Annotated in this window: 21 protein-coding genes and 1 tRNA gene; 11 read left to right on the top strand and 11 right to left on the bottom strand. The window is 60.2% G+C overall.

From position 1 onward, the window contains the following. Positions 1-81 precede the first annotated feature (81 nt). Entirely contained in the window at positions 82-1,011 is a 930-nt protein-coding gene (locus HB630_RS18640) for a LysR substrate-binding domain-containing protein (RefSeq protein ID WP_213773743.1), read from the bottom strand. Between the two features lie 374 nt (positions 1,012-1,385). On the opposite strand from HB630_RS18640, the gene HB630_RS18645 reads away from it, so the two are divergent. The 3 genes from HB630_RS18645 to HB630_RS18655 all read left to right on the top strand — a co-directional run bounded on the left by HB630_RS18645 (position 1,386) and on the right by HB630_RS18655 (position 4,436). Continuing rightward, positions 1,386-2,384, top strand: coding sequence for a hypothetical protein (locus HB630_RS18645; RefSeq protein WP_213773744.1), 999 nt, complete (start codon positions 1,386-1,388; stop codon positions 2,382-2,384). Positions 2,385-2,464: 80 nt separating this feature from the next. Further along, complete coding sequence (adh, locus tag HB630_RS18650) at positions 2,465-3,985, top strand: aldehyde dehydrogenase (protein WP_213773745.1); 1,521 nt, start codon at positions 2,465-2,467, stop codon at positions 3,983-3,985. 70 nt (positions 3,986-4,055) lie between these two features. Beyond that, on the top strand, positions 4,056-4,436 hold the full coding sequence (locus HB630_RS18655) for a DUF779 domain-containing protein (RefSeq protein WP_213773746.1): 381 nt from the start codon (positions 4,056-4,058) through the stop codon (positions 4,434-4,436). A gap of 18 nt (positions 4,437-4,454) precedes the next feature. Here HB630_RS18655 and HB630_RS18660 read toward each other — a convergent pair whose 3' ends face one another. Next, the gene (locus tag HB630_RS18660; RefSeq protein WP_213773747.1) at positions 4,455-5,942 is read right to left on the bottom strand and encodes an aldehyde dehydrogenase family protein; all 1,488 of its coding nucleotides are present in this window, start codon (positions 5,940-5,942) and stop codon (positions 4,455-4,457) included. A 117-nt stretch (positions 5,943-6,059) separates the two neighbouring features. Between HB630_RS18660 and HB630_RS18665 the strand changes: the two genes are divergently transcribed. The 3 genes from HB630_RS18665 (at position 6,060) to HB630_RS18675 (ending at position 8,430) form a co-directional block, all read left to right on the top strand. Then, complete coding sequence (locus HB630_RS18665) at positions 6,060-7,148, top strand: substrate-binding domain-containing protein (protein WP_213773748.1); 1,089 nt, start codon at positions 6,060-6,062, stop codon at positions 7,146-7,148. A 125-nt stretch (positions 7,149-7,273) separates the two neighbouring features. Continuing rightward, entirely contained in the window at positions 7,274-7,654 is a 381-nt protein-coding gene (locus tag HB630_RS18670; protein WP_213773749.1) for a hypothetical protein, read from the top strand. 35 nt (positions 7,655-7,689) lie between these two features. Beyond that, the gene (locus tag HB630_RS18675; RefSeq protein ID WP_213773750.1) at positions 7,690-8,430 is read left to right on the top strand and encodes a glutamine amidotransferase; all 741 of its coding nucleotides are present in this window, start codon (positions 7,690-7,692) and stop codon (positions 8,428-8,430) included. Here HB630_RS18675 and HB630_RS18680 read toward each other — a convergent pair. Beyond that, the gene (locus HB630_RS18680) at positions 8,417-10,171 is read right to left on the bottom strand and encodes a cytochrome c biogenesis protein DipZ (protein ID WP_213773751.1); all 1,755 of its coding nucleotides are present in this window, start codon (positions 10,169-10,171) and stop codon (positions 8,417-8,419) included. The two genes, HB630_RS18675 and HB630_RS18680, sit on opposite strands and share 14 nt — an antisense overlap. 222 nt (positions 10,172-10,393) lie before the next feature. Between HB630_RS18680 and HB630_RS18685 the strand changes: the two genes are divergently transcribed. Beyond that, positions 10,394-11,821, top strand: coding sequence for an NAD-dependent succinate-semialdehyde dehydrogenase (locus HB630_RS18685; protein WP_213773752.1), 1,428 nt, complete (start codon positions 10,394-10,396; stop codon positions 11,819-11,821). A 133-nt stretch (positions 11,822-11,954) separates the two neighbouring features. Here the strand turns inward: HB630_RS18685 and HB630_RS18690 are convergent, their stop codons facing one another. From HB630_RS18690 to HB630_RS18700, 3 genes are all read right to left on the bottom strand, one after another. Further along, complete coding sequence (locus HB630_RS18690) at positions 11,955-12,824, bottom strand: aldo/keto reductase (RefSeq protein WP_213773753.1); 870 nt, start codon at positions 12,822-12,824, stop codon at positions 11,955-11,957. Between the two features lie 133 nt (positions 12,825-12,957). After that, a complete protein-coding gene (locus tag HB630_RS18695; RefSeq protein WP_213773754.1) occupies positions 12,958-13,695 on the bottom strand; it encodes an SDR family oxidoreductase in 738 nt (245 codons plus the stop codon). Positions 13,696-13,723: 28 nt separating this feature from the next. After that, positions 13,724-14,782 (bottom strand): NAD(P)-dependent alcohol dehydrogenase, encoded by a 1,059-nt coding sequence (locus HB630_RS18700; protein WP_213773755.1) that lies wholly within the window; start codon positions 14,780-14,782, stop codon positions 13,724-13,726. Between the two features lie 150 nt (positions 14,783-14,932). Between HB630_RS18700 and HB630_RS18705 the strand changes: the two genes are divergently transcribed. Next, on the top strand, positions 14,933-15,838 hold the full coding sequence (locus HB630_RS18705) for a LysR family transcriptional regulator (RefSeq protein ID WP_213773756.1): 906 nt from the start codon (positions 14,933-14,935) through the stop codon (positions 15,836-15,838). A 559-nt stretch (positions 15,839-16,397) separates the two neighbouring features. Here HB630_RS18705 and HB630_RS18710 read toward each other — a convergent pair. The 3 genes from HB630_RS18710 to HB630_RS18720 all read right to left on the bottom strand — a co-directional run bounded on the left by HB630_RS18710 (position 16,398) and on the right by HB630_RS18720 (position 19,026). Next, positions 16,398-17,054: an SDR family NAD(P)-dependent oxidoreductase gene (locus tag HB630_RS18710; protein ID WP_213773757.1), complete on the bottom strand. Its 657-nt coding sequence runs from the start codon at positions 17,052-17,054 to the stop codon at positions 16,398-16,400. A 154-nt stretch (positions 17,055-17,208) separates the two neighbouring features. Next, positions 17,209-18,102, bottom strand: a complete 894-nt coding sequence (locus tag HB630_RS18715) for an alpha/beta hydrolase (RefSeq protein WP_213773758.1) — start codon at positions 18,100-18,102, stop codon at positions 17,209-17,211. 60 nt (positions 18,103-18,162) lie between these two features. Then, the gene (locus tag HB630_RS18720) at positions 18,163-19,026 is read right to left on the bottom strand and encodes a type 1 glutamine amidotransferase domain-containing protein (protein ID WP_213773759.1); all 864 of its coding nucleotides are present in this window, start codon (positions 19,024-19,026) and stop codon (positions 18,163-18,165) included. Positions 19,027-19,776: 750 nt separating this feature from the next. On the opposite strand from HB630_RS18720, the gene HB630_RS18725 reads away from it, so the two are divergent. Continuing rightward, positions 19,777-20,724, top strand: a complete 948-nt coding sequence (locus tag HB630_RS18725; RefSeq protein ID WP_213773760.1) for an AraC family transcriptional regulator — start codon at positions 19,777-19,779, stop codon at positions 20,722-20,724. 401 nt (positions 20,725-21,125) lie between these two features. Here HB630_RS18725 and HB630_RS18730 read toward each other — a convergent pair. Beyond that, a tRNA-Arg gene (locus HB630_RS18730) sits at positions 21,126-21,202 on the bottom strand. A gap of 192 nt (positions 21,203-21,394) precedes the next feature. Beyond that, complete coding sequence (locus tag HB630_RS18735; protein ID WP_213773991.1) at positions 21,395-22,846, bottom strand: HAMP domain-containing sensor histidine kinase; 1,452 nt, start codon at positions 22,844-22,846, stop codon at positions 21,395-21,397. Positions 22,847-23,429: 583 nt separating this feature from the next. Here HB630_RS18735 and rpmH point away from each other — a divergent pair. After that, a complete protein-coding gene (gene rpmH / locus HB630_RS18740; protein WP_011471298.1) occupies positions 23,430-23,564 on the top strand; it encodes a 50S ribosomal protein L34 in 135 nt (44 codons plus the stop codon). Between the two features lie 25 nt (positions 23,565-23,589). Then, positions 23,590-23,952, top strand: a complete 363-nt coding sequence (gene rnpA / locus HB630_RS18745) for a ribonuclease P protein component (RefSeq protein WP_213773761.1) — start codon at positions 23,590-23,592, stop codon at positions 23,950-23,952. Positions 23,953-23,960 lie beyond the last annotated feature (8 nt).

A 23,960-nucleotide genomic window follows, 5' to 3' on the forward strand; every position in this document is an offset into this window, starting at 1 on the left:
GGATTCCGGTTCGCGTGAAGAAAACGCGTCAAAACAAGAATCTAGAGCTTCGGTTCTGATGCAATCAGAGCCGATAAGGCACTAGAAATCCCATCCCATCGATCGCGCCCAGTCACGCATGAATCGTTCGGTCTCACGTCCGGCATCGGCAAGCCATGTGGTGAAATCGGCGATCGCCGGAAGATTATCATTCTCGGTCTGATAGAATGAGCGATATTCGCGCTTGCGCAGGCCGAGTTCGCCGAACGGCAGGCACAACTGCCCTGCCATCAGTTCGTCGATAACCAGGAACAGCGGAAACAATCCGATTCCCATGCGCTCCTGGGTCGCCTGCAGGGCAAAGAACATCTGCTCGAAGCGCAGCGTCTCCTGTTGCGGTGTCATCACCTCGCCAGCTTGCGCCAGCCACTGACTCCAATCATAGGGCTCGGTGAGATAGGTAATCAGCGTGTGGTGGTGCAGGTCATCCGGCGAGTTCAGGCGTCCGCGCGCGAGCAGATCCACGTGACATACCGGCGCGATCCGCTCGGTCATGAAGTATTGCGACGCCCAGCCCGCGGGCTCGGCGACGTTCCCACGGATAGCAACGTCGAAACTGGTGTCGTGGACGTTGAGCGGTCCGATGGAAGTGGTCAGCCGTAGCTCGACATCGGCGCGGATGCGTTGAAACTCAGAACTGCGCCGAATCAGCCAGCGCATGGCGAAGGTCGGCGGCGCGCTGATCCGAAGCACCGACGGCGAGCCGTACTGCTTCATGTCCATGGACGCCAGCGCGAGGCGATCGAGCACGGCGGTAACCTCACGATAGTAAGTGAGCCCGGCCGCGGTGAGCGTGAGCTGCGACGGCGCGCGGCGAAACAGCTTCACACCGAACCAATCCTCCAGCAGGGCAACCTGCCGGCTGACGGCGCCATGCGTGACGTGCAGTTCCACGGCAGCCTTGGTGAAGCTGACATGGCGCGCAGCCGCCTCGAACGCTCTTACTGCGTTAAGTGGCGGCAGTTTTCTCATGCCCGATAAGCCTCCTCGGACAGACTTTCAGAGTCGGCAGATGCCGGCCATGGAGCCAGAAAGACCGTTTCCATTCCAATCAGGCCGGGGATTTGAATTTGAACTGACCATGTCCAGAGGAGAACGTGGTGTTGGGACGAATCCGGCATCCCGCTGTTTCAGCGGGGTGTCGCGTCGGCTCCCGGTTCAAGTACAGCAGTAGTGTTGACATTTTATTCTACTTGGAATCGTTATATTTGTATGTATATATCGATACCAATAAAGCGAGCCGAAGGAAATACGGAAGACTTTCACCTTCGTTTTGCGCCGTAAGCGTTGATTCCTGACCATGATCACGAGGATGTTAGCCTCGTTGACCCGCAAGGATTTCAACCATGAAACAAGAACACAGCGTTACGTTGTGCAGGATGGGAGGCTTGCTCGGGAACCGGGTGCTTTGCACGGCCGGAGCGTTATGCCTGCTTGGCGCCATTTCCGGAAGAGGCACGCTTGCCCAGGAAGTGCTGATTACCCTCCCCGACAGGAGCTTTCCCGAAAGCCTGACATCGACCGGCGACGGAACGATCTATGCCGGAAGTTTCAACAACGGCGGCGTGTTGAAGGTTCGGCCTGGCGGACAGGCAGAGGAATTCATCAAGCCAGGCATGGCAGGTAGCCGTTCCACGCTCGGCGTGCTTGCCGACGAAAGTAGCGGCACGCTCTATGTCTGCTCCAATGATTTAAGCGGCCTGGGTGTCGCCGGCCCCGGCGATGCCAGGGGCGCGGGACTCAAGACATTCGATCTCAAGACCGGGGCGCCGAAAGAGAGCTTTGCGCTTCCCGATCCGAAGTCGTTCTGCAACGACATTGCCGTTGGCAGCGACGGGACAGCCTATATCACCGACTCCTTCACGCCCAATGTCTACAGCCTGAAACCAGGCACCAAGGCGCTTGAAGTCTGGGCAACCGACCCGGCCTTGACGCCGGCCAAGGAGGGTGTCGGCCTCGACGGCATCGCCATCGGCTCGGACGGCAATCTCTACGTCACAACCTACATCCCCGCGAAACTGTTCAGGATCGCCGTCAAGGATGGCAAAGCCGGCGCGGTCACCGAACTCACCCCGTCACGCCCGCTGGATCATGCGGATGCAATGCGCACCTTCCGCGACGGCCTCCTGTTGATCGAGGGCAACGGCAAGCTCGACAAGGTCTCTGTCAAAGGCGACGAAGCGACGATCGAAACCATCAAGGACGGCTTCGCCGAGCCGGTTTCGGTGACGCAGATCGGCGGCACTGCCTGGATTGCGGAAGGCAAGCTCTCCTACATTGTGGGCGACAACAAGGGCAGGGACCCGGGCCCGTTCACGCTCAAGGCCGTTGCACTGCCAAAGTAAGCCTGGGCTTGCACCCCGCCATATACCGCTTTCACCGATACAGACGCCAAAAAGGCGCTGTCACATCAGGAGGAGATGCTATGTACCAACAGGCTTTAGACAAAGTCTCAAAGCAGGTTCTGATCCACGACCGTTACGACAATTTCATCGGCGGCAAGTGGGTCGCGCCGGTCGAGGGAAAATACTTCGATAATCCAAGCCCGATCACCGGCAAGCGGCTGTGCCAGATTCCCCGTTCCACTTCGGCTGATATCGAGCTGGCGCTGGATGCAGCGCACAAGGCAAAGGACGCTTGGGGGCGCACGCCTGTTCAGGAGCGTTCCCGCATCCTGAACAAGATTGCCGACAAGATCGAAGCCAATCTGGACCTGCTTGCGCTGGTCGAGACCCTCGATAACGGCAAGCCGATTCGGGAGACCACGCATGCCGACATGCCGCTTGTGGTCGATCACTGGCGCTATTTCGCCAGCGTCGTGCGCGCTCAGGAGGGCGGCATCTCCGAAATCGATCATGACACCGTCGCCTATCACTTCCATGAGCCGCTCGGCGTCGTCGGTCAGATCATCCCGTGGAATTTCCCGATCCTGATGGCGACCTGGAAGCTCGCCCCGGCACTGGCCGCCGGCAACTGCGTCGTGCTGAAGCCGGCGGAGCAAACCCCGCTCGGCATTCTCGTCGTCATGGAACTGATCGCCGATATCCTGCCGCCCGGCGTGATCAACGTCGTCAACGGTTTCGGCATCGAGGCGGGCAAGCCGCTGGCGCAGAACAAGCGCATTGCGAAGATCGCTTTCACGGGCGAGACGACAACGGGGCGCATGATCATGCAATATGCCTCCGACAATATCATCCCCGTCACCCTCGAACTCGGTGGCAAGTCGCCGAACATCTTCTTTGCCGACGTGGCGGCGGAAGACGACGACTTCCTCGACAAGGCGCTCGAAGGCTTTGCCATGTTTGCCCTGAACCAGGGCGAAGTCTGCACCTGCCCGAGCCGCGTGCTGGTGCAGGAGACGATCTACGACAAATTCATGGAGAAGGCCGTCGCCCGCACCAGGAAGATCAAACAAGGTCACCCACTTGATCCCGAGACCATGATCGGCGCCCAGGCATCGAACGATCAGTTGGAGAAAATCCTGTCCTATCTCGACATCGGCAAGCAGGAAGGCGCCAAGGTGCTGACCGGCGGCCAGCGCGCCAGGCTGGATGGTGAGCTTGCCGAAGGATATTATGTTGAGCCCACGATCTTCGAAGGCAACAACAAGATGCGCATCTTCCAGGAGGAGATTTTCGGGCCGGTCGTTTCGGTCACGAAATTCAAGGACGAGGAAGATGCCCTCTCCATCGCCAACGACACGCTGTACGGGCTTGGCGCCGGCGTCTGGACCCGTAACATCAACCGGGCCTACCAGTTCGGCCGCGCCATCCAGGCGGGACGGGTCTGGACCAATTGCTATCATGCCTATCCCGCTCACGCTGCTTTCGGCGGCTACAAGCAATCCGGCATCGGGCGGGAAACGCACAAGATGATGCTGGATCACTACCAGCAGACCAAGAATATTCTGGTCAGCTATTCGACCAAAGCGCTTGGCTTCTTCTGAGACGCATCAGCGAAAAGCGCAGGCGCGAGATCCGACCGCGCCTGCGGCTCACCGTGGCGAGTGACGAGAGATGGTAAACAGGGTCGAGATTACGGAGAAGGCGGTTGAGGTTGTCGAGCGCCTGAAAGCCCGGCATGGCGCGCTCATGTTCCACCAGTCGGGCGGTTGCTGCGACGGCTCGGCACCGATGTGCTATCCGCTGGGAGACTTCAGGGTAGGTCCACAGGACGTGCTGCTGGGAAGCATTGCAGGCTGCGAATTCTATATCGGCGCTGCCCAATTCGAATATTGGCGTCACACCCAACTGATTATCGACGTTGTACCTGGCCGGGGATCAGGCTTTTCCGCCGAAGCTCCGGAGGGAGTCAGATTTCTGACTCGCAGCCGGGTATTCACCGATGCCGAGGTCGCCAAACTCGAAGCCGCGGGCCCTCCGGCCCGCAGCGCGTGAGCAGCGAACTGAACGCTATCAGACGTTCAGGTTCATCCAGACGGCTTTCGGTTCGGTGAAATTCTCGATCGCCACCGTGCCATGTTCGCGACCGAGACCGGAATCGCGCACGCCGCCCCACGGCAACCGAACATCGGTATAACCGTAGGTATTGATCCAGACCATGCCCGCCTTCGCCCGCTTGGCGAAGCGCTGCACCCGGCCGATGTCGCGGCTCCAGACGCCGGCCGCAAGGCTGTAGACGGTGCCGTTCGCGATCCGCAGGGCGTCCGCCTCATCCTTGAACCTGACCACACTGACAACGGGGCCGAAGATCTCTTCCTGCGAAATCCGCATCTCGTGCTTGACGTTGGCGAACACCGCGGGGCTGATGAAATAGCCGCGATGGCCGACCCGTTCGCCGCCGGTCACCAGAGAAGCTCCCTCCTTTTGCCCGGTAGCGACATAATCGAGGATCGTCCCCATCTGCTTTTCGGAGATCACCGGACCGAGCGAGGTCGCGCGGTTCAGTGGATCTCCGATTCGGAGCGACTTGGCGCGGGCCATGAGCCGATCGACCACCTCGTCATAAGCCTTTTCCTGAACGAGCACGCGCGAACCGGCTGAACATACCTGCCCGGCGTTGAAGAAAATACCTGCCGCAGCGGCTTTGGAAGCGGCATCGAGATCGGCATCGTCAAAGATGACATTGGCGGATTTTCCGCCAAGCTCGAGCGTGACACGTTTGAAGTTGCCCGCAGCCGCCTTCATGATGCCGCGGCCAACGCCCGGCGATCCCGTGAACGTCACCTTGTCGACGTCGGGATGATTGACCAGCGCCTCACCGGCGACCCGCCCCAATCCCGGAATGATGTTGAGCACGCCCGGCGGCAAGCCGGCCTCCAAGGCCAGTTCGCCGATCCGCAGGGCCGACAGCGATGTCTGCTCGGCAGGCTTCATGATGACGGTACAACCGCACGCGAGAGCAGGCGCGAGCTTCCACATCCCGATCATCAGCGGAAAGTTCCACGGTACGATCGCCGCCACCACGCCAACCGGCTCTCGCACCGTGTAGGTGAGCGCATCGTCGCGCGTCGAGATCACCTCGCCGCTGATCTTGTCGGCCCAGCCGGCATAGTAAATCAGCGTATCGATCGCGGCCGGAAGATCCTGGCGCAACACCGCGGCGATGGGCTTGCCGGCGTCCAAACTTTCGATCTCGACGATTTCATCGGCATGCTGTTTCAACAGCTCGGCCCATTTAAGCAGGATATTTCCCCGCTCGGCGGCACGCATGGTGCGCCAGGGCCCCTCGAAGGCGCGCCGCGCCGCAGCGACGGCGATATCCACGTCGGCCTCACTGGCTTCGGCAATCGTGGCGATGACCTGCTCATTGGCGGGATTGAGGGAGTTGAAGGTGCGGCCGGAAACCGACGGCACATGACGACCATCGATCAGGAGCTGCTGCGGCCTCGCCAGAAACGCGGCAGCGGGCGTCTGCTGCGAAAAATCATGTGCAATGGACATCATATTTTCTCCGTCTTCTATCGCTCAGCCTAGGAGGATATCTCCTCCCGTAAATATGATATCGTGTGCTTATGGCTTGGTTCATATATGAATTAAATTTCATAACTAGGGCCTGACATGCTGCATATCGAGATCGAAGCCGTCTGGCGATTTCACAAGGAAGGCAGCCCGCAGAGCGTGGTGGTCATGCTCGGCGTCCTCAACGAAATCCGTAAAACCGGAAAGATCACGAGTGCGGCGCGCGACGTCCGCCTCTCTTATCGGCATGTCTGGAACCTGATCGAGCACTGGTCTGAATTTTTCGGGGCGCCGCTGGTCGAGACCCAGCGCGGCAAGGGCTCGAGGCTCACCGCGTTCGGCGAGAAACTGGTCTGGGCCGGCGAGCGGATGCAGGCGCGGCTTGGACCCCTGCTTGAAAATCTCGCTCAGGAGCTCGCCACCGAGATCAAGCCGTTCCTGCAGCCACGGCCGGCCGTCATCCGCGTTCATGCCAGCCATGGCTTTGCGGTGTCGAGGCTGCGGGAGCTGCTCGACCGCGAACCCGGCATCGGCGTCGACCTCCGCTATGTCAGCAACCAGCACTCGCTGGTCTCGCTCGCCCAGGGCGCATGCGATCTGTCAGGCGTTCACTTGCCGCGCGGCGAACTGCGCGCACAAGGCATCCAGGCTTGCAAGGAATGGCTGGATCCGCGCCAGGATCGCGTGATCAGTTTCGTCACGCGCGAGATGGGGCTGATGGTCAAGCGCGGCAACCCGCTCGGGATCACCTCGCTTGAGGACATCGCCGACCGCAAAGCGCGCTTCGTCAACCGCGATCACGATTCGGGAACCCGTTTGCTATTCGATCAGCTGCTGGCGCTGCATGGAATTGACCAGGCGCGGATCAACGGCGCGCAACAGATTGAATTTACCCATGCGGCAGTCGCAGCCTACGTCGCCAGCGGGATGGCGGACGTGAGCTTCGGCGTCGAAGCGGCCGCCCGGCAATTCGGCCTCGATTTCGTTCGTCTCCTCACCGAGGATTATTTATTCGTATGCCGGCAGGCGTTTCTGGAATCCGAGCCGATGCAGCGGGTGCTCGACATCATGAAAGGAAAAGAATTTCACACGGCTATCGCCGCACTGCCCGGATACGAGGCGACCGACACCGGCGCCGTTCACACCGTTAAGGAATTTCTGAACCGGCTTGATGCCTTTGGCCTATGAGGCCGGTCCTTGTGAGATCGGTCCTCGCGACCGCATCGGAGCACGGCCCCCCAACTACCGGCTAGACGGCGCTTGGTCAGCCACGCTATATTTTAGTGAATATAACGAAATTGAGCCGTACCCAGATGGAAATCAAACCTCAATCGCTGACAACCTGCGAAGTCGCGCCGGACGGCAACACCGTGGTCCTCGGCTTTACCGATGCCAATGGCGCTCCGGCTCAGATCAGGCTGTCCCTCAATCAGGTCGGCGCGCTGGCCATGACGTTGCCCAACCTGATTACCAAGGCCATCCGTTCGCGCTACGGAGATCATTCGCTGAGATACGCCTACGCGCTCGCATCCTGGACCGTCGAGCAATCATCCGATCCCCAAACCAGAATGGTGACGTTGCGCACAATTGACGGATTCAGCGTGTGCTTCTCGATGCAGCCCCAGCTGCAACACCAGCTTGGCGAAGCCCTGGCATCCGCCCGCTCAGCGCCGGCTCAGATACTCGCAAACTAGTTGGTAATGTCCTCTCCCTGGCAAGGCTTCCTCCAGTGATCCGATCTCGACGATCCGCCGTCGCGCTGAGACATGTGGCATTTGAGGATTTAGGTCTCCTGGCACCCGTCATGGAGCGCGAAGGATGGGATGTCTCGTTCTGCGAAGCCGCCGTCGATGATCTCACACATCATTCGATCCGAAGCGCTGATCTGATCATCGTTTTGGGCGGCCCGATCGGCGTCTACGAAACGGACGACTATCCGTTCCTGACGTCCGAGCTCGCGCTGATCGAATACAGATTGTCTAGAAACCTTCCCACGCTGGGCATTTGCCTGGGCAGCCAGTTGATGGCCAAGGCACTCGGCGGCCGAGTCTTCAAAGGCCCGGTCAAGGAGATCGGCTGGGGTAGGGTTCAACTGACTGAAGAGGGCATGTCGTCTTGCCTGGGCAGCCTCCAAAGTGACGATGCTGTCGTTCTGCACTGGCACGGCGATAGTTTCGATCTTCCTTCGGGCGCCACGAGGCTGGCCTCGAACGAAAATTACGAGAACCAGGCGTTCGCCTACGGCAACACCGCGCTGGCACTTCAGTTTCATCTCGAGGCCGATCCGCGGCAGCTCGAAGAGTGGTATATCGGCCATACCGTTGAGCTGGCGGCCGCAAAGGTCTCCATTGCCGGGTTGAGAGCGTCCGCGCGTCGGCACAGCAATGATTTTGCCATTCGCGCAGACCGCGTCTTCAGTACCTGGTTGAGCCAGATCAGCCCGTCGAACGACATCGTCATCCGAAGGTGAAAGCGTAAGCCTGCACGCCGGGATCGAGGAAGCGGATCTCGAACGTGTGATCGGCGACGGCTCCCGGGGCGCGGACCAGTTGGTACAGCCGCTGCGTGGTGACCACTCCATTGCCCTCGGCATCGGTGTCCATTCCGTGCGCCTCGCCGGGCGGCTTGCCGTCGATCGTGATCCGAAACCGGATCTTTTCCCCTTCTGTCGAGGGACCGAGGACGAGGTGCAGATCGCGGGCGTGGAACCGATAGACGATGCCGCCGTCCTTTTCGTCCAGTTGCGCACGTTCGTTTCCGATCGTCCATTGCCCGACCAGCGACCATTCGTTGAGCTGCGGCTCGCCCGCGGCATAGACATGGCTGGCACCCTGCACCACACCATCAGGTGAAACGAACCGTTCGCTCCGGTCAGAACCGATATAGGTCTCGGGCGAATTGACATCGGTCTTGTCGGAAGCCGCCTCAGCACCCGACGCATTCACGGTGACGATGTCGTCAGGAACGTTCTTGTTGCCGGCATCGACCAGCAGCTTCTGGATGACACGTTCCGACTCGGCGTATTCGCCTTCGCCGAAATGGTGATGGCGGACCTTGCCACTGGCATCGATGAAATAATGCGCCGGCCAGTATTCGTTCTCGAACGACCGCCAGATCTTGTAATCATTGTCGATGGCGACAGGATAGCGAATCCCGAGCGTCGCGATCGCCTTCTTCACATTTTCGACGTCGCGCTCGAAGGCGAATTCCGGCGCATGAACGCCGATCACAACCAGTCCATGGTCGCGGTATTTCTCGGCCCATGCCCGGACATAGGGAATGGCGCGCAGGCAGTTGATGCAGGAATAGGTCCAGAAGTCGATGAGGACGACCTTGCCTTTCAACCCCTCGATGGTGAGCGGATCGGAATTCAGCCATTGTTGGGCCCCGGCAAGCGAAGGCATCAGGTCCTCGACCGGCAAATCCTCGGATAATTGCGCAGTCGGCTTGGCCTGCATCATCGACGGCCCCGACATCGCCGCCTTCTGGTTCGGACGAAGCTTGTCCAGAAGGCCCTGCTCCAGAGCCGTCGTGCCGCCGACCGACAGGTTGGTGAGAAAGCCGGTGTCAGCGCCGAGTGCGATTGCCACGACGGCCGCAAGCACCGCCACTCCAAGTCCCCGGCGTATCCATTCGCCGGCGCCGATGGATTTTTTCATCGCCACAAAAACCCGCCCCCCGACCAGAAGCGCAAGCGCCAGCGAGGTCGCCGCCCCCGCGGCGTAGGTCAGCAGCAACAGCGTGGTCCCGACGCTCGCGCCTTGCAGCGCCGCTCCGGTCAGAATCAGGCCGAGAACGGGACCGGCGCACGGCGCCCAGAGAAAGCCGGTGGCAACGCCGAGCACCAGCGGCGCAAGCAAGGTTTCCTCCCCGGCCTGTTCCGCGGAACTGGATATCCGCGCCCCGACCGCCACCAGCGGACGCATCAGCCGATCCGCCAGTTCGGGGAAGACCAGAGTGAGCCCGAAAACGGCGAGCAGAACCAATGCCGCCGTCCGCCCATACTGGTTGGCTGAGACGACCCAGCCGCCCGCGACGGATGCAAGGCTCGCGACAATGGCGAAGGCCAGGGCCATCCCGATAAGCATTGGCAGGCCATTACGGAGGAATGGCCGGTCGGCGCGCGCCAGCACGAAAGGAATGACCGGCAGGATACACGGGCTTACGATCGTCAACACGCCGCCGAAATAGGCCAGGACAAACAGGACCATGAGGAATCATTCCATCAGAAGGCGCGGCCGGCAGGCACGCAGCACCGAAAACAGCGCGTCATGAAGATCTGCCATGCTTTGACTGTAGTTACGCAGCACACCTTTATATCGTTACAGATATAACGGCGTATTCATCGATTTATTCCCGCACTATCCTCGCTACCCCTTGCGGATTCGAGTTTATCCGCCTCGTCAATAACCGACAACATCCAGGGAGATCACATGGCAAGCTACCCTCAGATCGATCTTTATATCGACGGCCGCTGGAAGCGCGCGGACGGTCAGCCCGTGATCAATCCGGCCGACGAGAGCGTGCTGGGCACGGTCTCGGCTGCGACGCGGGCGGATCTCGATGACGCGCTTGCCGCGGCCGAAAAAGGATTTGCGCTCTGGCGCAAGACTGCGCCGGCAAAGCGCGCCCAGATCATCCTGAAGGCGGCTTCGCTTATTCGCGAGCGCGTCGACGAGATGGCGGTCGCGATGACCCTCGAGCAGGGAAAACCGATCGAGCAGGCAAAGCTCGAAATCCTCCGGGGCTGCGACATCATCGAATGGGACGCCACCGAGGGGCTCCGGCTCTACGGACGGGTGATCCCGAGCGAGCCCGGCATGCGCCACACCGTATTGCGGCAGCCGATCGGTCCGGTCGCGGCGTTTTCACCGTGGAACTTTCCAATGAGTTCGCCCGCGAGAAAAGTCGCGGGCGCGCTTTCCTCCGGCTGCTCGATCATTCTTAAGGCTTCGGAAGAAACGCCGGCGGGCGCCGTGCAGCTGGTTCGCGCCTTCCACGACGCGGGCCTGCCCGCGGGGGTGTTGAACCTGGTGTTTGGCAATCCGGCCGAAATTTCCGAATACCTCATTCCGCAGTCGCGTATTCGGCTCATCACCTTTACCGGATCGATTCCGGTCGGAAAGCATCTGGCCGAGATGGCCGGACGTCACATGAAGCCCGCGATCATGGAGCTTGGCGGCCATGCGCCGGTGATCGTCTGCGACGATGTCGATCCGGCCACGACGGCCGCCACCTCCGTCACCGGCAAGTCGCGCAATGCCGGACAGGTTTGCGTCGCGCCAACACGCTTCTTCGTGCAGGAATCGATCTACGAACCATTCGTCAATTCGTTCGCGGAAAGAGCCAGCCAGCTCAGGATCGGGGATGGCCTGGACCCGTCCAATCAGATGGGACCGCTGGCCAATTCCAGGCGGATCGACGCGATGGAAACGATGGTCGCCGATGCCAAATCAAAGGGCGCACGCGTCCTGTCCGGCGGCCACCGGATCGGCAATCGCGGCTATTTCTTTCCGTTGACGGTTCTCGCCGATGTGCCGGATGACGCGCGGGCCATGTACGAAGAGCCGTTCGGGCCTTTGGCGCTGGTCAATCCGGTCAAGACCGTCGACGAAGCCATCGAGAAGGCCAACTCCCTTCCCTATGGCCTGGCCGCCTATGCGTTCACGCGCTCCGCTCGCAACGCCGACATGCTGGCCGATGGCGTCGAAGCCGGAAACCTCTCCATCAACCACTTCGTCGCATCGGCCGCGGAAACGCCATTCGGCGGCGTGAAGGACAGCGGCTATGGCCGCGAAGGCGGTACCGAGGGATTGCAATGCTATACCGTCGTGAAGAACGTCTCACATAAGACGGCATAGAGCATGATCCGGAAAAATGGGCACCGATTTTCCCTCGCGACAAACGCGGAACGCGTTTGCGCAGGAAGATCATGCCCAAACAAAGAGGATGGAAGACGGGCATGATTCAATTCCGTTGAATCATGCGATGACGTCAGTTGCGGTTTTTGGCCGCCTTGTCCAATTCGGAAAACTCGGCTTCCGTCAGGTGAATTCCGGCTGCCGCGACGTTTTCTTCGAGATGCTTCACCTTGGAGGTACCCGGAATCGGCAACATCACAGGGCTTCTCTGCAGCACCCATGCCAGCGCGATCTGACCCGGGGTTGCTTTTCTTCCACTGGCGATATGGTCGAGCAGCGAGCCGGGCTTTGCGAGGTCGCCGGCAGCGAGCGGAAACCAGGGGATGAATCCGATCCCCTTGCGTTCACAATAATCGAGCACATCTTCGCTGCCGCGATCGGCAAGATTGTAGCGATTTTGCACGGTGGAGACTTTGAAGAATTTCGAAGCAGCTTCGATCTCGGCGACCGACACCTCACTCAGGCCGGCGTGGCGCACCAAGCCTTCCTTCATGAAGGAAGCGATGACGCCGAACTGTTCTTCGGCCGGAACTTTCGGATCGATGCGATGAAGCTGCCACAGATCGATCTGCTCCACCGCGAGCTGTTTCAGGCTTTTTTCCAGGTCCGACCGAAGGGATGCCGGCCGCCCATTCGGTACCCATATATCCGGGCCCGGGCGCTCCAGACCGCCTTTCGTCGCAATCAGCATACCGCGATAGGGATGCAGCGCTTCCCGGATCAGGTTTTCGGATACATCCGGACCATAGGACGCGGCGGTATCGACGAAATTCACTCCCAATTCCGGCAACCTCTTCAGGGTTCGGATTGCCTCTTCGCGATCGCGCGGCTGTTGCCAGATGCCATCACCGGTAATACGCATGGCACCGAAGCCGAGCCGGTGAACGGCGATATCGCCGCCGATCTTGAAGCTCCCCGAAGCTGCTGCATCGATCGTTGTCATGGCCTGCCTCCGACGAAAATGCGCGAACCGCCCGATAAAAAACCTAAGCAGTCTTAACTTAACGCTATCTTGATGACTTTCATGAGCGAGAACTCCTGCAATCCGGAATGTCTCCCCTGCATGAACGCCGGCGTCAGGTCGGCTGCGACGTGGGCCTCACCAGGATCTCGTTGATGTCAACATTAGCCGGCTGGCCGATCGCAAAGGCCATCGCCCGCGCGATCGCTTCGGCCGGGATCGCAATTTTACGATAATCGTCCATCCGCTTCTTGAGCGCCGGATCAGAAATCGTCTCGGCAAGCTCGGATTCGACGGCGCCGGGCGAGATGATCGTTACGCGGATCTTGTCGCCCGCCTCCTGCCGAAGGCCTTCGGACAGCGCCCGGACCGCGAATTTGGTCGCTGAATAAACCGCTGTGTTCGGACCGACCCGGTGACCGGCCACCGAAGAGACGTTGATGAAATGGCCGCTCTGCTGCTTGCGGAACACAGGCAGCGCGGCGGCGATCCCATAAAGCACGCCCTTGATATTCACATCGATCATGCGGTCCCACTCCTCGACCTTGAGGTCGTCGAGCGGAGACAGCGGCATCAGGCCGGCATTGCTGATCAGCACATCAAGACGGCCGAAGCGCTCCTGGGCAAGACTGACCAGCCGCTCCAGGTCTTCGCGGCGAGTCACGTCGATCGCCTGAACTTCAACCTCGCCTTTTGCTTTCCTGATGTCGGCGGCAACGGCCTCAAGCCGATCGGCCCGCCGGGCACCCAGCACCACCTTGGCGCCGGACGCCGCCAGCAATTTCGCGGCAGCCTCACCGATCCCGCTGCTGGCACCGGTGATCGCGACAACCTTTCCATCCAGATCAGACATCTTCAGTCCTCCATCGTCTCTTTTCGGGTTACGCCGCTTGCTTGAGCGAGGCCATGTCGATCACGAAGCGATACTTCACGTCATTCTTCAGCAGGCGCTCATAGGCCTCGTTCACCGACTGGATCGCCACCATCTCGATCTCGCTGACGATGCCGTGCTCGGCGCAAAAATCGATCATCTCCTGCGTCTCGGCCATGCCGCCGATGGCGGAACCGGCGATGCTCTTGCGTCCGAAAATCATGCTGATCCCGGTTGGCGGCGGCGTCAATTCGGTCAGAACGCCGACCAGCGCCATCGTGCGGTCGAGCTTGAGCAGGGTCATGTAGGGATTGACGTCGTGACCCACCGGAATCGTGTTCAAGAGGAAATCGAAACTTCCGGCATGCGCGGCCATTGCCTTCGGATCGGTTGAAATCAGGACTTCGTCCGCGCCGAGAAGCGTCGCGTCCTTACCCTTGCCCGGCGATGTCGTGATCATCACCACATGGGCGCCCATCGCCTTGGCGAATTTGACGCCCATATGGCCCAAGCCACCGAGCCCGATGATACCTACCTTCTGGCCTGGCCCGACCTTCCAGTGCCGCAGCGGCGAATAGGTCGTGATACCGGCACAGAGCAGCGGCGCGACCGCCTTGAGGTTCATCGTCTTCGGAATTTTGACGACGAAATGCTCGTCGACGACGATCTGCTCGGAGTATCCGCCGAACGTCAGCTGTTCGCTGTCGCGCTCTTTTGCATTATAGGTCCAGGTCGCGTTGAACTGGCAATATTGTTCAAGGTTGCCGTTACAGGCGGAACAACCCCGGCATGAATCGACCATGCAGCCGACGCCCGCATAGTCGCCTTCCCTGAGGTTGGTGACCTCGGCACCGACCCGAACCACCCGGCCGACGATCTCGTGGCCCGGCACCATCGGATAGAGCGAGTTGCTCCAGTCGTTGCGGGCCTGATGCAGGTCCGAATGGCAGATGCCGCAATACAGGATTTCGATCTGGACGTCGCGCGGCCCCGGCTCGCGCCGCTCAAAGGTGAATGGTGCAAGAGCCGAAGCGGCATCCTTTGCCGCATATCCGCGAACCTTCAGCATGTTGATTTCTCGGTGTTTGTTGTCTGTCTCACCCGCCGGATCGGCGCGCGACGACGAAGATTTGTTTAGGCTAATGAGATAATTGGGGTCGGTATGGTGTTGAAACAAACGTGATTTCTGGGATGTGTTGTTGAGTGATATTCAACAATCATGTCGCACCCCAGCCTGTCTCATCTGTCAGCCTTCGCCGCCGTGGCGCGGTCCCTGAGCTTCCAGCGCGCCGGCGCGGAAACGGGAATGTCGACGTCAGCGGTCAGCTACGCCATTCGCGGGCTGGAAGAGCGGCTCGGCGTCAGCCTGTTTCATCGCACGACGCGAAGCGTCGCCCTGACGGAGGCCGGCCGGAGGCTGTTCGAGCGGCTGCAGCCGGCGCTGCGCGACGTCGGCGACGCCGTGGAAGAGATGAATAATTTCAGGACGACGCCGACCGGAACGCTGCGCATCAACAGCTCGAGGTCTGCTGCAAGCCTGCTGATCGCCCCGCTCATCAAGCGCTTCCTTTCGACCTATCCGGACATCCATCTCGAGCTCGTCGATGATGATGGGTTTACCGACGTGGTCGCGGCGGGATTCGATGCCGGCGTGCGGCTGGAGGAAAGCATTCATGAGGACATGGTCGCGGTACGGCTGGGGCCCCCACAACGCTTTGCCGTTATCGGAGCACCGGAATATTTCAGCCGCTATGGAATTCCGAAACATCCGAACGATCTTCATCAACACCGGTGCATTCGCTACCGCTTCCCGAGCGGGCGGATTTTTTGCTGGGAGTTCGAAAAGGACTCCGTGTCGGCCGATATCGACGTCAAGGGGCAGCTGACGTTGAGCGACCAGCGGCTCATGCTTGGCAGCGTTCTGGATGGAATCGGTCTCGGCTATATCTTCGAAGGGCTGGTTATCGACGAGATCGAGGCCGGACGCCTGGTCCGGTGCCTGGAGGACTGGTGTCCGTCTTTTCCCGGATTCATGCTCTATTATCCGCGCCAAAGGCGCATGCCCTCGGCACTGCGCGCTTTCATTGATTTGGCAAAAATCGAAGATAACGGCCCTCGACCCTAGGTGTTTGATCTCGGGCTTTGATGCTGCATTCTTGTCGCGAGATTGGAAGGATGCGCCTCGAAATGAAATTGCAGTCCGATCGCCGCCAGGCCGTCGCCGCCCACCTCTTACTCGATTAGCGCCTTCCGGCCGGGCCGTTGAGCATCACCTGCCCTTGCTACAATTTTTGTCGGAGTCCCGACATCGTTGTATTTAATCCGACATAGCGATGGTCGAGAATAAATCGCTTCGCAAAATTTGAGATCGTGACATGTCGATATATTCATATGTATATATCGTATTTATTGAAGCTCGACCGATTGTATTCGGTGCATTTGCTGGGGAAATGCGATGAACTTATTAGGTTGCAGAAACGAAAATCGCCGCCATTTTTCTTCGCCGAAAAACTTGCCCCCATCGGTTCCCGGCGTGACGTTCTACCCTCTATCGCCGTCGTTCGATGGCTCTCATCCACAGGACACAGCAGCGTTTTACTGTTCGGCCCCGATGACACTCGAAGGGGAGGGAGCCGCGGAGATGCGAGCTCGGCTGATATTGAAATTATTTCATAATTTCAATATCAGCCGACGGGCGTATATACGGTCTCCACCCGCCATGAACCGGCCGGCTGACTATGCAGTTGCCAGAACTGTTCGGCGACGGCGTGGGCGTCTTTGCTGTTCATGACGAGGCCTGCGACGGTAACGGTCGCGACGTGAACGCCTTTTTCCCGGAACGGCTCGAAGATGCCTTGCGCCAGCGCGCGAATGCCTGCCTTACCGATGCTCAGAGAGAGAAAATCCGGGTGCGGCTGAAGGCCGAAGCCGCCGCCCGTGAACAGGATGGAGCCTGAGCCTCGTGCGATCATGCGGGGCGCCGCAGCCTGCGCAGCGACCATGGCGCCACCGATATTAACGGCGAGATCATAGTTGAACGTATCGCGCGGCTGACCTACCAACGTAGCCTTTCGCAGCGAGGCCGCATTGAAGTGCAGAACATCTATTCCGGCGAACTCGCTTTCAACCTGCGATACGAGCGCTGCGATGCTCGACGATTCCGCCGCATCGACCATGCGTACGCCGACCTTATGGCCCTTCGCCTCGAGCTGCCCCGCAAGCTCCTTTGTCTTGGTCTCGTTCCGGGCGCTCAAGATGACCCGGAATCCTTCGCCGGCAAACCGCTCGGCTGTCGCCAGGCCCATACCTGGACCAGTGCCAATGCTAAGAAACGTCTTCATGATCTACCTCCTCGACAATGGGACAACCCCAAATGTTCATCTTCGGTCGACGCCAGGAAGCGCTCGAGATGCGACGCTTCAACGCGACCAGTGAATCGAAACGCCCGCTGACCAACAGGGTGCTTCGCGCCAGGCGAGCATTGCCGCTTCCACCTCAAGCGGCGGAGCGAGCCGTTGATAGGGTCTCAATAAGAATTCGGGCGAATTCTTCCGGCCTCTCCAGCGAAGCAATATGTCTGGTGTCCTTGAGGACGATCATCTTCGCATGCTTGATCCGAGCCCGATTTGCTTCGCGCTCGGCCGGGCGTGACCAATCATGGTCGCCATAGACAAGCGTCACCGGGACGTCGATCCGGGCATAATACGATCTCGCCGCGACATAGCTCGCAAGGCCTTTATAAACGGCACGCGCAACGTTCGAATAGCCCGGCCGTTTCCCACCTTTCACCAATTCGTCGATAAAGTCCGGCGGCAAGCGGCGCGGGTCGTGGAAACCGCCTTTCAAGATACCGGCGAGAGTGGCCCGGCTTTCCATGGCGGCGAAAATCGGCCCGATGAGGGGTGCGCGAACGTGTTTGATAATAAACGACGCAAGTAAATTCGCCCGCTCCACACCTGGAAAATAGTCATAAGGATTGAAGGCGACGACCTGTTTCACGCGATCCCCAAGCACCGCTGCCGTCGTCAATGCCAGTGTGGCGCCCAATGACTCGCCGATCAGAGTAACGTCGCGCAAGTCGAGCCGTTCGATGAAGTTAACGACGTGCTCTCGCATCACCGGTTCTCGATAGTCAGCGCCCGGAACGATTTCCGACCAGCCAAATCCCGGATAGTCGAACGCGTATACGGTAAAGCGATCGGTGAGCTTCGGGATCACCCGTTGAAACAAGTCGAGCTGAGTACGGATCGAATGCAGCAGGACCAGCGCCGGACCCTGGCCGGCCTGTAAATAGCGGACCTTTGGACCGGCGGGGGTTAACGACAGAAACTCCGGCTTCTGATCGGGCCACCATCGCAGCGTATAGTCGAACTCATTTTGACTAACCATGAGCTTCCTCGTTCGTTATGTCTGAAAGTCGAGTTGAAGGTTCTGCATCGTCGTGATCGGTCACGATGCCTTCGCCTCGAGCATCTCGGCGAATGTGCGGGCAAAGCTATGGGTGTCGCCGGGCCAGCGTGCCGAGACATAATTTTCATCCCGCACCACCCAGGCGGGGCGGTCGTTCGTCACCGTGTCGCGGGCTGTGCCGCTCGTCTTGCGCTTGAACTCGGGGTCGCTCTCGGGAACGTCGATGAAATCCGCAGAACTGGCCAGTGCGCGCGTAACCTCCTGCTGCACGGACATGTATCCTGCGGGTTGCCCCGCCGCCTCAGTGTAGGTGCGATAATAGTTGCGGTCCCAGAAACGTCCGACATGAGCGAGAGCGCTGCCCTTGCGTTCCAGTGCCCAAGGCAGCGCCGCGGTCTTTCTTCCGTACAGCACGGACCGGCCGTCGGCCCGCTTGCTGCGGGCGGCCAGCAGGACTCCATGACAGATCGCAGCTACCGGCTTTTCATCGGCGAAGAACTCGGCGGTGATCCGCTGGAGAACAGTGCTTTCGAGATATTCGCGCATACCGCGCGCCCGGTGCCCACCGCCCAGCAGCAGGCCGTCGAAGTCCCTGGACTCGATCTGGTCCCAGCGCATCGGGCTATTAAAGGCCGGATCGCGCAGCATTTCGGCATAGGCGTTCCGTGCATCGGAATTGGCGCTCAGCAGGAGGCCCAGGACGCGGATATTGCGGAGCACCGGGATGCCGCTCCAGAGATCCAGCCCGATGCCGGAGAGCATGATCTGGTCGCTGGCACCCGGCTTGCCGTCGGGCGTCGCGAAAACCACCCGATGACCGCGCTGCGTCAGTATCTTCCAACTCACCGCGACTTCTGTGGGGTCGAAATCGCGGCTGGGGATCGGGAGCAGAACGCGGCTCATGGCGAGAGTCCTTTAGACGGGAACGGATGGCCACCCGTGGATCGAGATCGACTGCTCGCGCTGCCAGACCCGGCGCGCAATTGAGCCATCAAGATAAGCGGATATGACGAGGAGCATGACCGGCACCCCCGACACGCCTGACCGATCTTTCCGTCGGGTTCGGTCGGCTGGCCGTGGCCGCCGATAGCTATGAAGCCGAGGTGAAACCGACGACGACCACCGATGTTTTCACCGGTGGAAAGCTGCTCTCCATCAGTATGGAGCGGCGGTGAATCGACGGACAAACCATTCTCCTGGGGTGGCAACTCGGGTACAGCTTCAGCCATCCAGGCGTTGGCTACTTCTGTGCATCTAAGCCAAATGCTGCGCAGGGTCTTTTCAAATCCCACGCGCGGCATTTCAAAATCTTGCTTTTCTGAACGCTGCCTTCTCAAGGACCGCCGCATTCCTTCGCCTCGGACGCGCAATCGCGCCTCACCTACTCACCGCGCCGTTATTACAGATTCTTGCTTTTTCGTTCCTTCCACAGGAAGGCGGTCATCAGATCGCCGAGTCGCCAGCGCAACCGTTCCGGCTTGCCGATTTCCTCGACGGCGGCATCGCCTCGCTGCGCGTACCGGACCGGCCAACGACCAACCAAAATCGCTGATCAAAATACTTGTCTCGGGGACCTTCAGTTCAATGAAGAACACCTATCTATGATAGGAACATGCGTTGGCGCGCCATACGTCGTGCAGAGGTGGTTGTTACATGCCGAAGGACTCGTCGATCAACTACGACAAGATGCTCACAGCAAGCCGGCAGGGTCTTAATGTCTGTAGCCCCGCCGCGTCTGATGTTACGCCGCGCTACCTCGCGTGCGACGTCATCGCACCCGTCCGGACGATCGGTGTCGGCGCGAACAGCTCTTTGAAGGCGACATTCTGGCATTCCACGGTCGAGACATGTGACAATGACGGCGACCCCGACTTCGTCTGCATCGCATTGAATACAGGCGGCGGACCCATCTGGCGCAACAATGAGACGATACCAAGCCAGGTTGGATCTGTGGCAATGCAGCCCTTCGAGGGAGCGCGCTGGCGATTCGAGCACCCTGTCAGCTTCGTTCAGCTATATGTGCCTTTCACCCTTCTCCAAACCGTCGCGGAGGACCTCTTCAACCGGGAGCTTGCGCACGACAAGCTGCGGATGCCGTCAGGCATCGGAGGCGACAGACTATGCAATGCCGTGCGGTCGGTTCGATATGCCCTCTCTTTGATCGAACCGACAAATCTCATTCTCGATAGCTGGGCGCTGATCCTGTCGGAAATCCTGGTGCGCCAATTCTCAAGCCATAGCGACAAGCATCCTCGCACTTCATTCGGAAAGATTCCCGCTCTCGGGGTCGCACGCGTGGTTGATTATATCGAAGCCAGTATTGATCGAGATCTCGATTTGGCCTCGCTTGCGGGCGTTGCCTCAATGAGCGTCTATCATTTCGCGCGCCGGTTCAGGGAGACGATCGGCATGAGTCCTCACGCGTATGTTCTGTGCCGGCGGATTCGCCGTGCGCAAGAAATGCTCGATCGTGGCCGAAGCAATCTCACGCAGGTGTCAGCGGCCTGCGGCTTCTCCAGTCAGGCGCACTTGACAGCGGTGTTTCGTCGTAGCCTCGGCGTAACACCAGGCGAATACCGGCGCGCGATATCGCACACGTGACGTAGGTCATCTCTTGATGGCCGACGAGGCCTGCTTCGGACGCGACTTGCCAATCGGCGGCTGGAAGTTTTCGGCGTGCGAGAAGGAGTTGTGGTCCGAGCAAATGACCGTCTCGCCTTGAAATGCGCCCGAGACAAGCCAATCAAAGCGCTGGACTACGCGAAGAAATCGGGCCTCGATCCGATCGAAATCGATCCCGTCATTATTGAGCGTTTTATGCGGTTGATGCGTGAAAAGCTCGTCTCTGGGGATGCCGCAAGCCGCAAGGCTTATCGCAGCGCAATCATCGGCTCAGTCGTTGTCTCGGACAACACGATCCGATTACCGGCTCAAACGATAATCTCCGGTCAACGCTGGGACCGAATGGCCAACCGCCCCCGGCTCGTAAATCTGTTCAAGAATGGCGCGCCCGAAGAGATTCGAACTCCTGACCCCCAGATTCGTAGTCTGGTGCTCTATCCAGCTGAGCTACGGGCGCGTTTTTCGCGGAGCATTTCAGGGCAGAGCCCACCGATGCCGCGTGCTATCGGGGAATATAAAGGCCGCGAAAGCGCGCCATAGCTACCGGCTCCGGACGGCCTTGGCAAGGTCCGATCAGCCAGGATTTTGCCGATCGGTTGACGCCGGGTTATCCGCGCAAGGGGATGAAAACACCCGAAACCGGCGATGTTTACGCCCGCGCCCGCTCGTTGCGCACGGTGAGCAGTTCCACCGGCCGGTCGGGGATGGCGATCCGGAAGGTTGCTCCGATGGTGCCTTCGACCAAATGAATATCGCCGCCATGGGCGCGGATCAGTTCGGCGGCGATCGCAAGCCCCAGGCCGCTGCCGCCGGGCCGGCCCGAAGTCTGGAAAGCCTCGAACAGATGCTCGCGGGCTTTCACCGGCACGCCGGGCCCGGTGTCGGAAACCTCGACGATCGCAACAGTGCCTTCACGGCGCCCGGTGACGCGGATCTGCCGGCTTGCCACATCGCCGTTCGGACGGCCCTCGAGCGCCTGCACGGCGTTGCGCACCAGATTGAGCAGCACCCGGAACAAATGATCGGAATCGGCGTCCATGGATAGGCCGCGCTCGATCGCGCTGATCCAGCCGATCGAGTTATCCGACGCCAGGCCGGCGGACTCGCGCACCTCCATGACAATCGGCTCGATCAGGATCATCCGCCGATCCGGGGCCGCTTCCTGGGCGCGGCCATAGGACAGCGTCGACTGGCAGAACGCGATGGCGCGCTCCAGCGAACGCATCAGTTTCGGCGCGAACCGCTGGACCCGCGGATCGGGCACGCTGGCGAGCTGATCGGAAAGCAGTTGCGAGGACGCCAACAGATTACGCAGATCATGGTTGATCTTCGACACCGCGAGGCCAAGGGCGGCGAGCCGGCTTTTTTGATGCAGCATCGACACCAGGTCGCGCTGCATGTCGGATAATTCGCGCTCAACGACGCCGATCTCATCGCCGCGCTGGCTGGGGACGATGATCCGGGCCGAACTCTCGGGGTCTTCATGGAAGCCGACGAGATTGGCGGTCAGATGTCGCATCGGCCGCACGAACAGGAAATGCAGGGCGACATAGACCAGCCCGGCGGTCAGGACCGCGATTCCCATCGAGACCAGCGCCAAATTGCGGGAAAAGCGGTACATCGCCGCGCGCAGCGGCGCCTCGTCGACGATGGTCTCGATGAATTGCGCGCCGCCCGGCGCCGGCCCGATCACGCGTATCGTCTGATTGCCGCTTTCGAGCATGGTCTGGAAGGAATCCACGATCGCCGACCATGCCGTCATCGTCCGCATGTCGACATCATGGTCGATGGCTGACGGCAAGTCGGCGCTGGCGAGCAGCCGGCGCTGTTGCCCCATCTTGATGGCAACCGCATGCGCGCCGATGCTGCCGAGGATCTGCCGTGCCAGCGAATCCGGCACCATGCCGTACGGCGCCGCGTCGAGCACCAGCGCTGCGGTGTTCGCCGCCGCCAGCCGGTCATTCAGCCGGTTCATCCGGAAATTGGCGATCGCAGGCACGTAGATCAGCATCCCCGCGATCGCGACCAGCGGGATGGTCAACAGCAGCAGCTTGCCGGACAGGCCGAGCCGCCGTAACGGCAACGGCCGCGATTTTTCCATCACCGCCTGCGCCTCGGTGTCTGACACGGTATCGATTTCTGACACGGTATCTGCCTTCGCTGTGACGGGCCTTCGAGCCCGTTTAGGCCGGAATTGGTCAATTACAAATTACGGTTCGATAATGTGCGGGGATATGGCTTCCATGGCATACCCGCGGCGGGCATCATCCTGCACCGGAAAACACCGCAATAGCCGATATATTCGGAATATCCGGACAAAATGTGCCCCTTTGAGGGACCATCAGGTTCCATTGGCAAGGTGGTTTAGAAACCCTCTTTTATTCCAGCACTACCCCTCCAGGGAAGGTTCTGGCCGAAACCGCCATCAAATCATGGATTTCCGGGGTCGTTTCGAAACCCGAAATTCGCTAAATGAACGGCGCTGACCGGGCGGATTACATACCCGAGCGGCCAGATTGACGAAAACGGGTCCCTCCCGTATAAGCCGCGCCAATTGTCCGCGATGGCCCGGTTTAATCCGGGGCGGCTCGTTTGGGCCGGAAATGGCCCGCTTTGGGCCGGCCAGCATTTGTGGGCTTATCTCAATTCAACGGCAAAATTGCCCGGTCAGCGGAGAACTACCCGTGAAGCGGACTTATCAACCCAGCAAACTGGTGCGCAAGCGCCGTCACGGCTTCCGCGCCCGCCTCGCCACAGTTGGCGGCCGCAAAGTGCTCGCCGCACGCCGTGCTCGCGGCCGCAAGCGTTTGAGCGCCTGAAGCCGGGCCTCCCGGAGAACCTATTATGGATCGGCTAAGGCAGCGGGCGGACTTCCTCGCCGTTGCCAATGGCGCGCGGATCAATAGCGCTGCCTTCGTGCTGCAAAGCCGCCACCGCGACGATGGCGGCCCGGTCCGGGTCGGCTTCACCATCACCAAGAAAAACGGCACCGCCACCGAGCGTAACCGCATCCGGCGCCGGCTTCGCGAAGTAGTGAAGCGGCTGGATACCGTAGCCATGCGGCCACACAGTGATTATGTGCTGGTCGGCCGTCGCACCGCCTTGACCCGCGACTTCGCAACCCTGCTCGACGATCTCCGCTCGGCGCTCCATCGCCTCGACCGGCAGCCCCAGAAATCGCGCGACGCAAGCCGCAGCCAGACCTGAATGACGAG

The sequence above is a fragment of the Bradyrhizobium sp. dw_78 genome, from assembly GCF_018449525.1.
GTDB lineage: Bacteria > Pseudomonadota > Alphaproteobacteria > Rhizobiales > Xanthobacteraceae > Bradyrhizobium.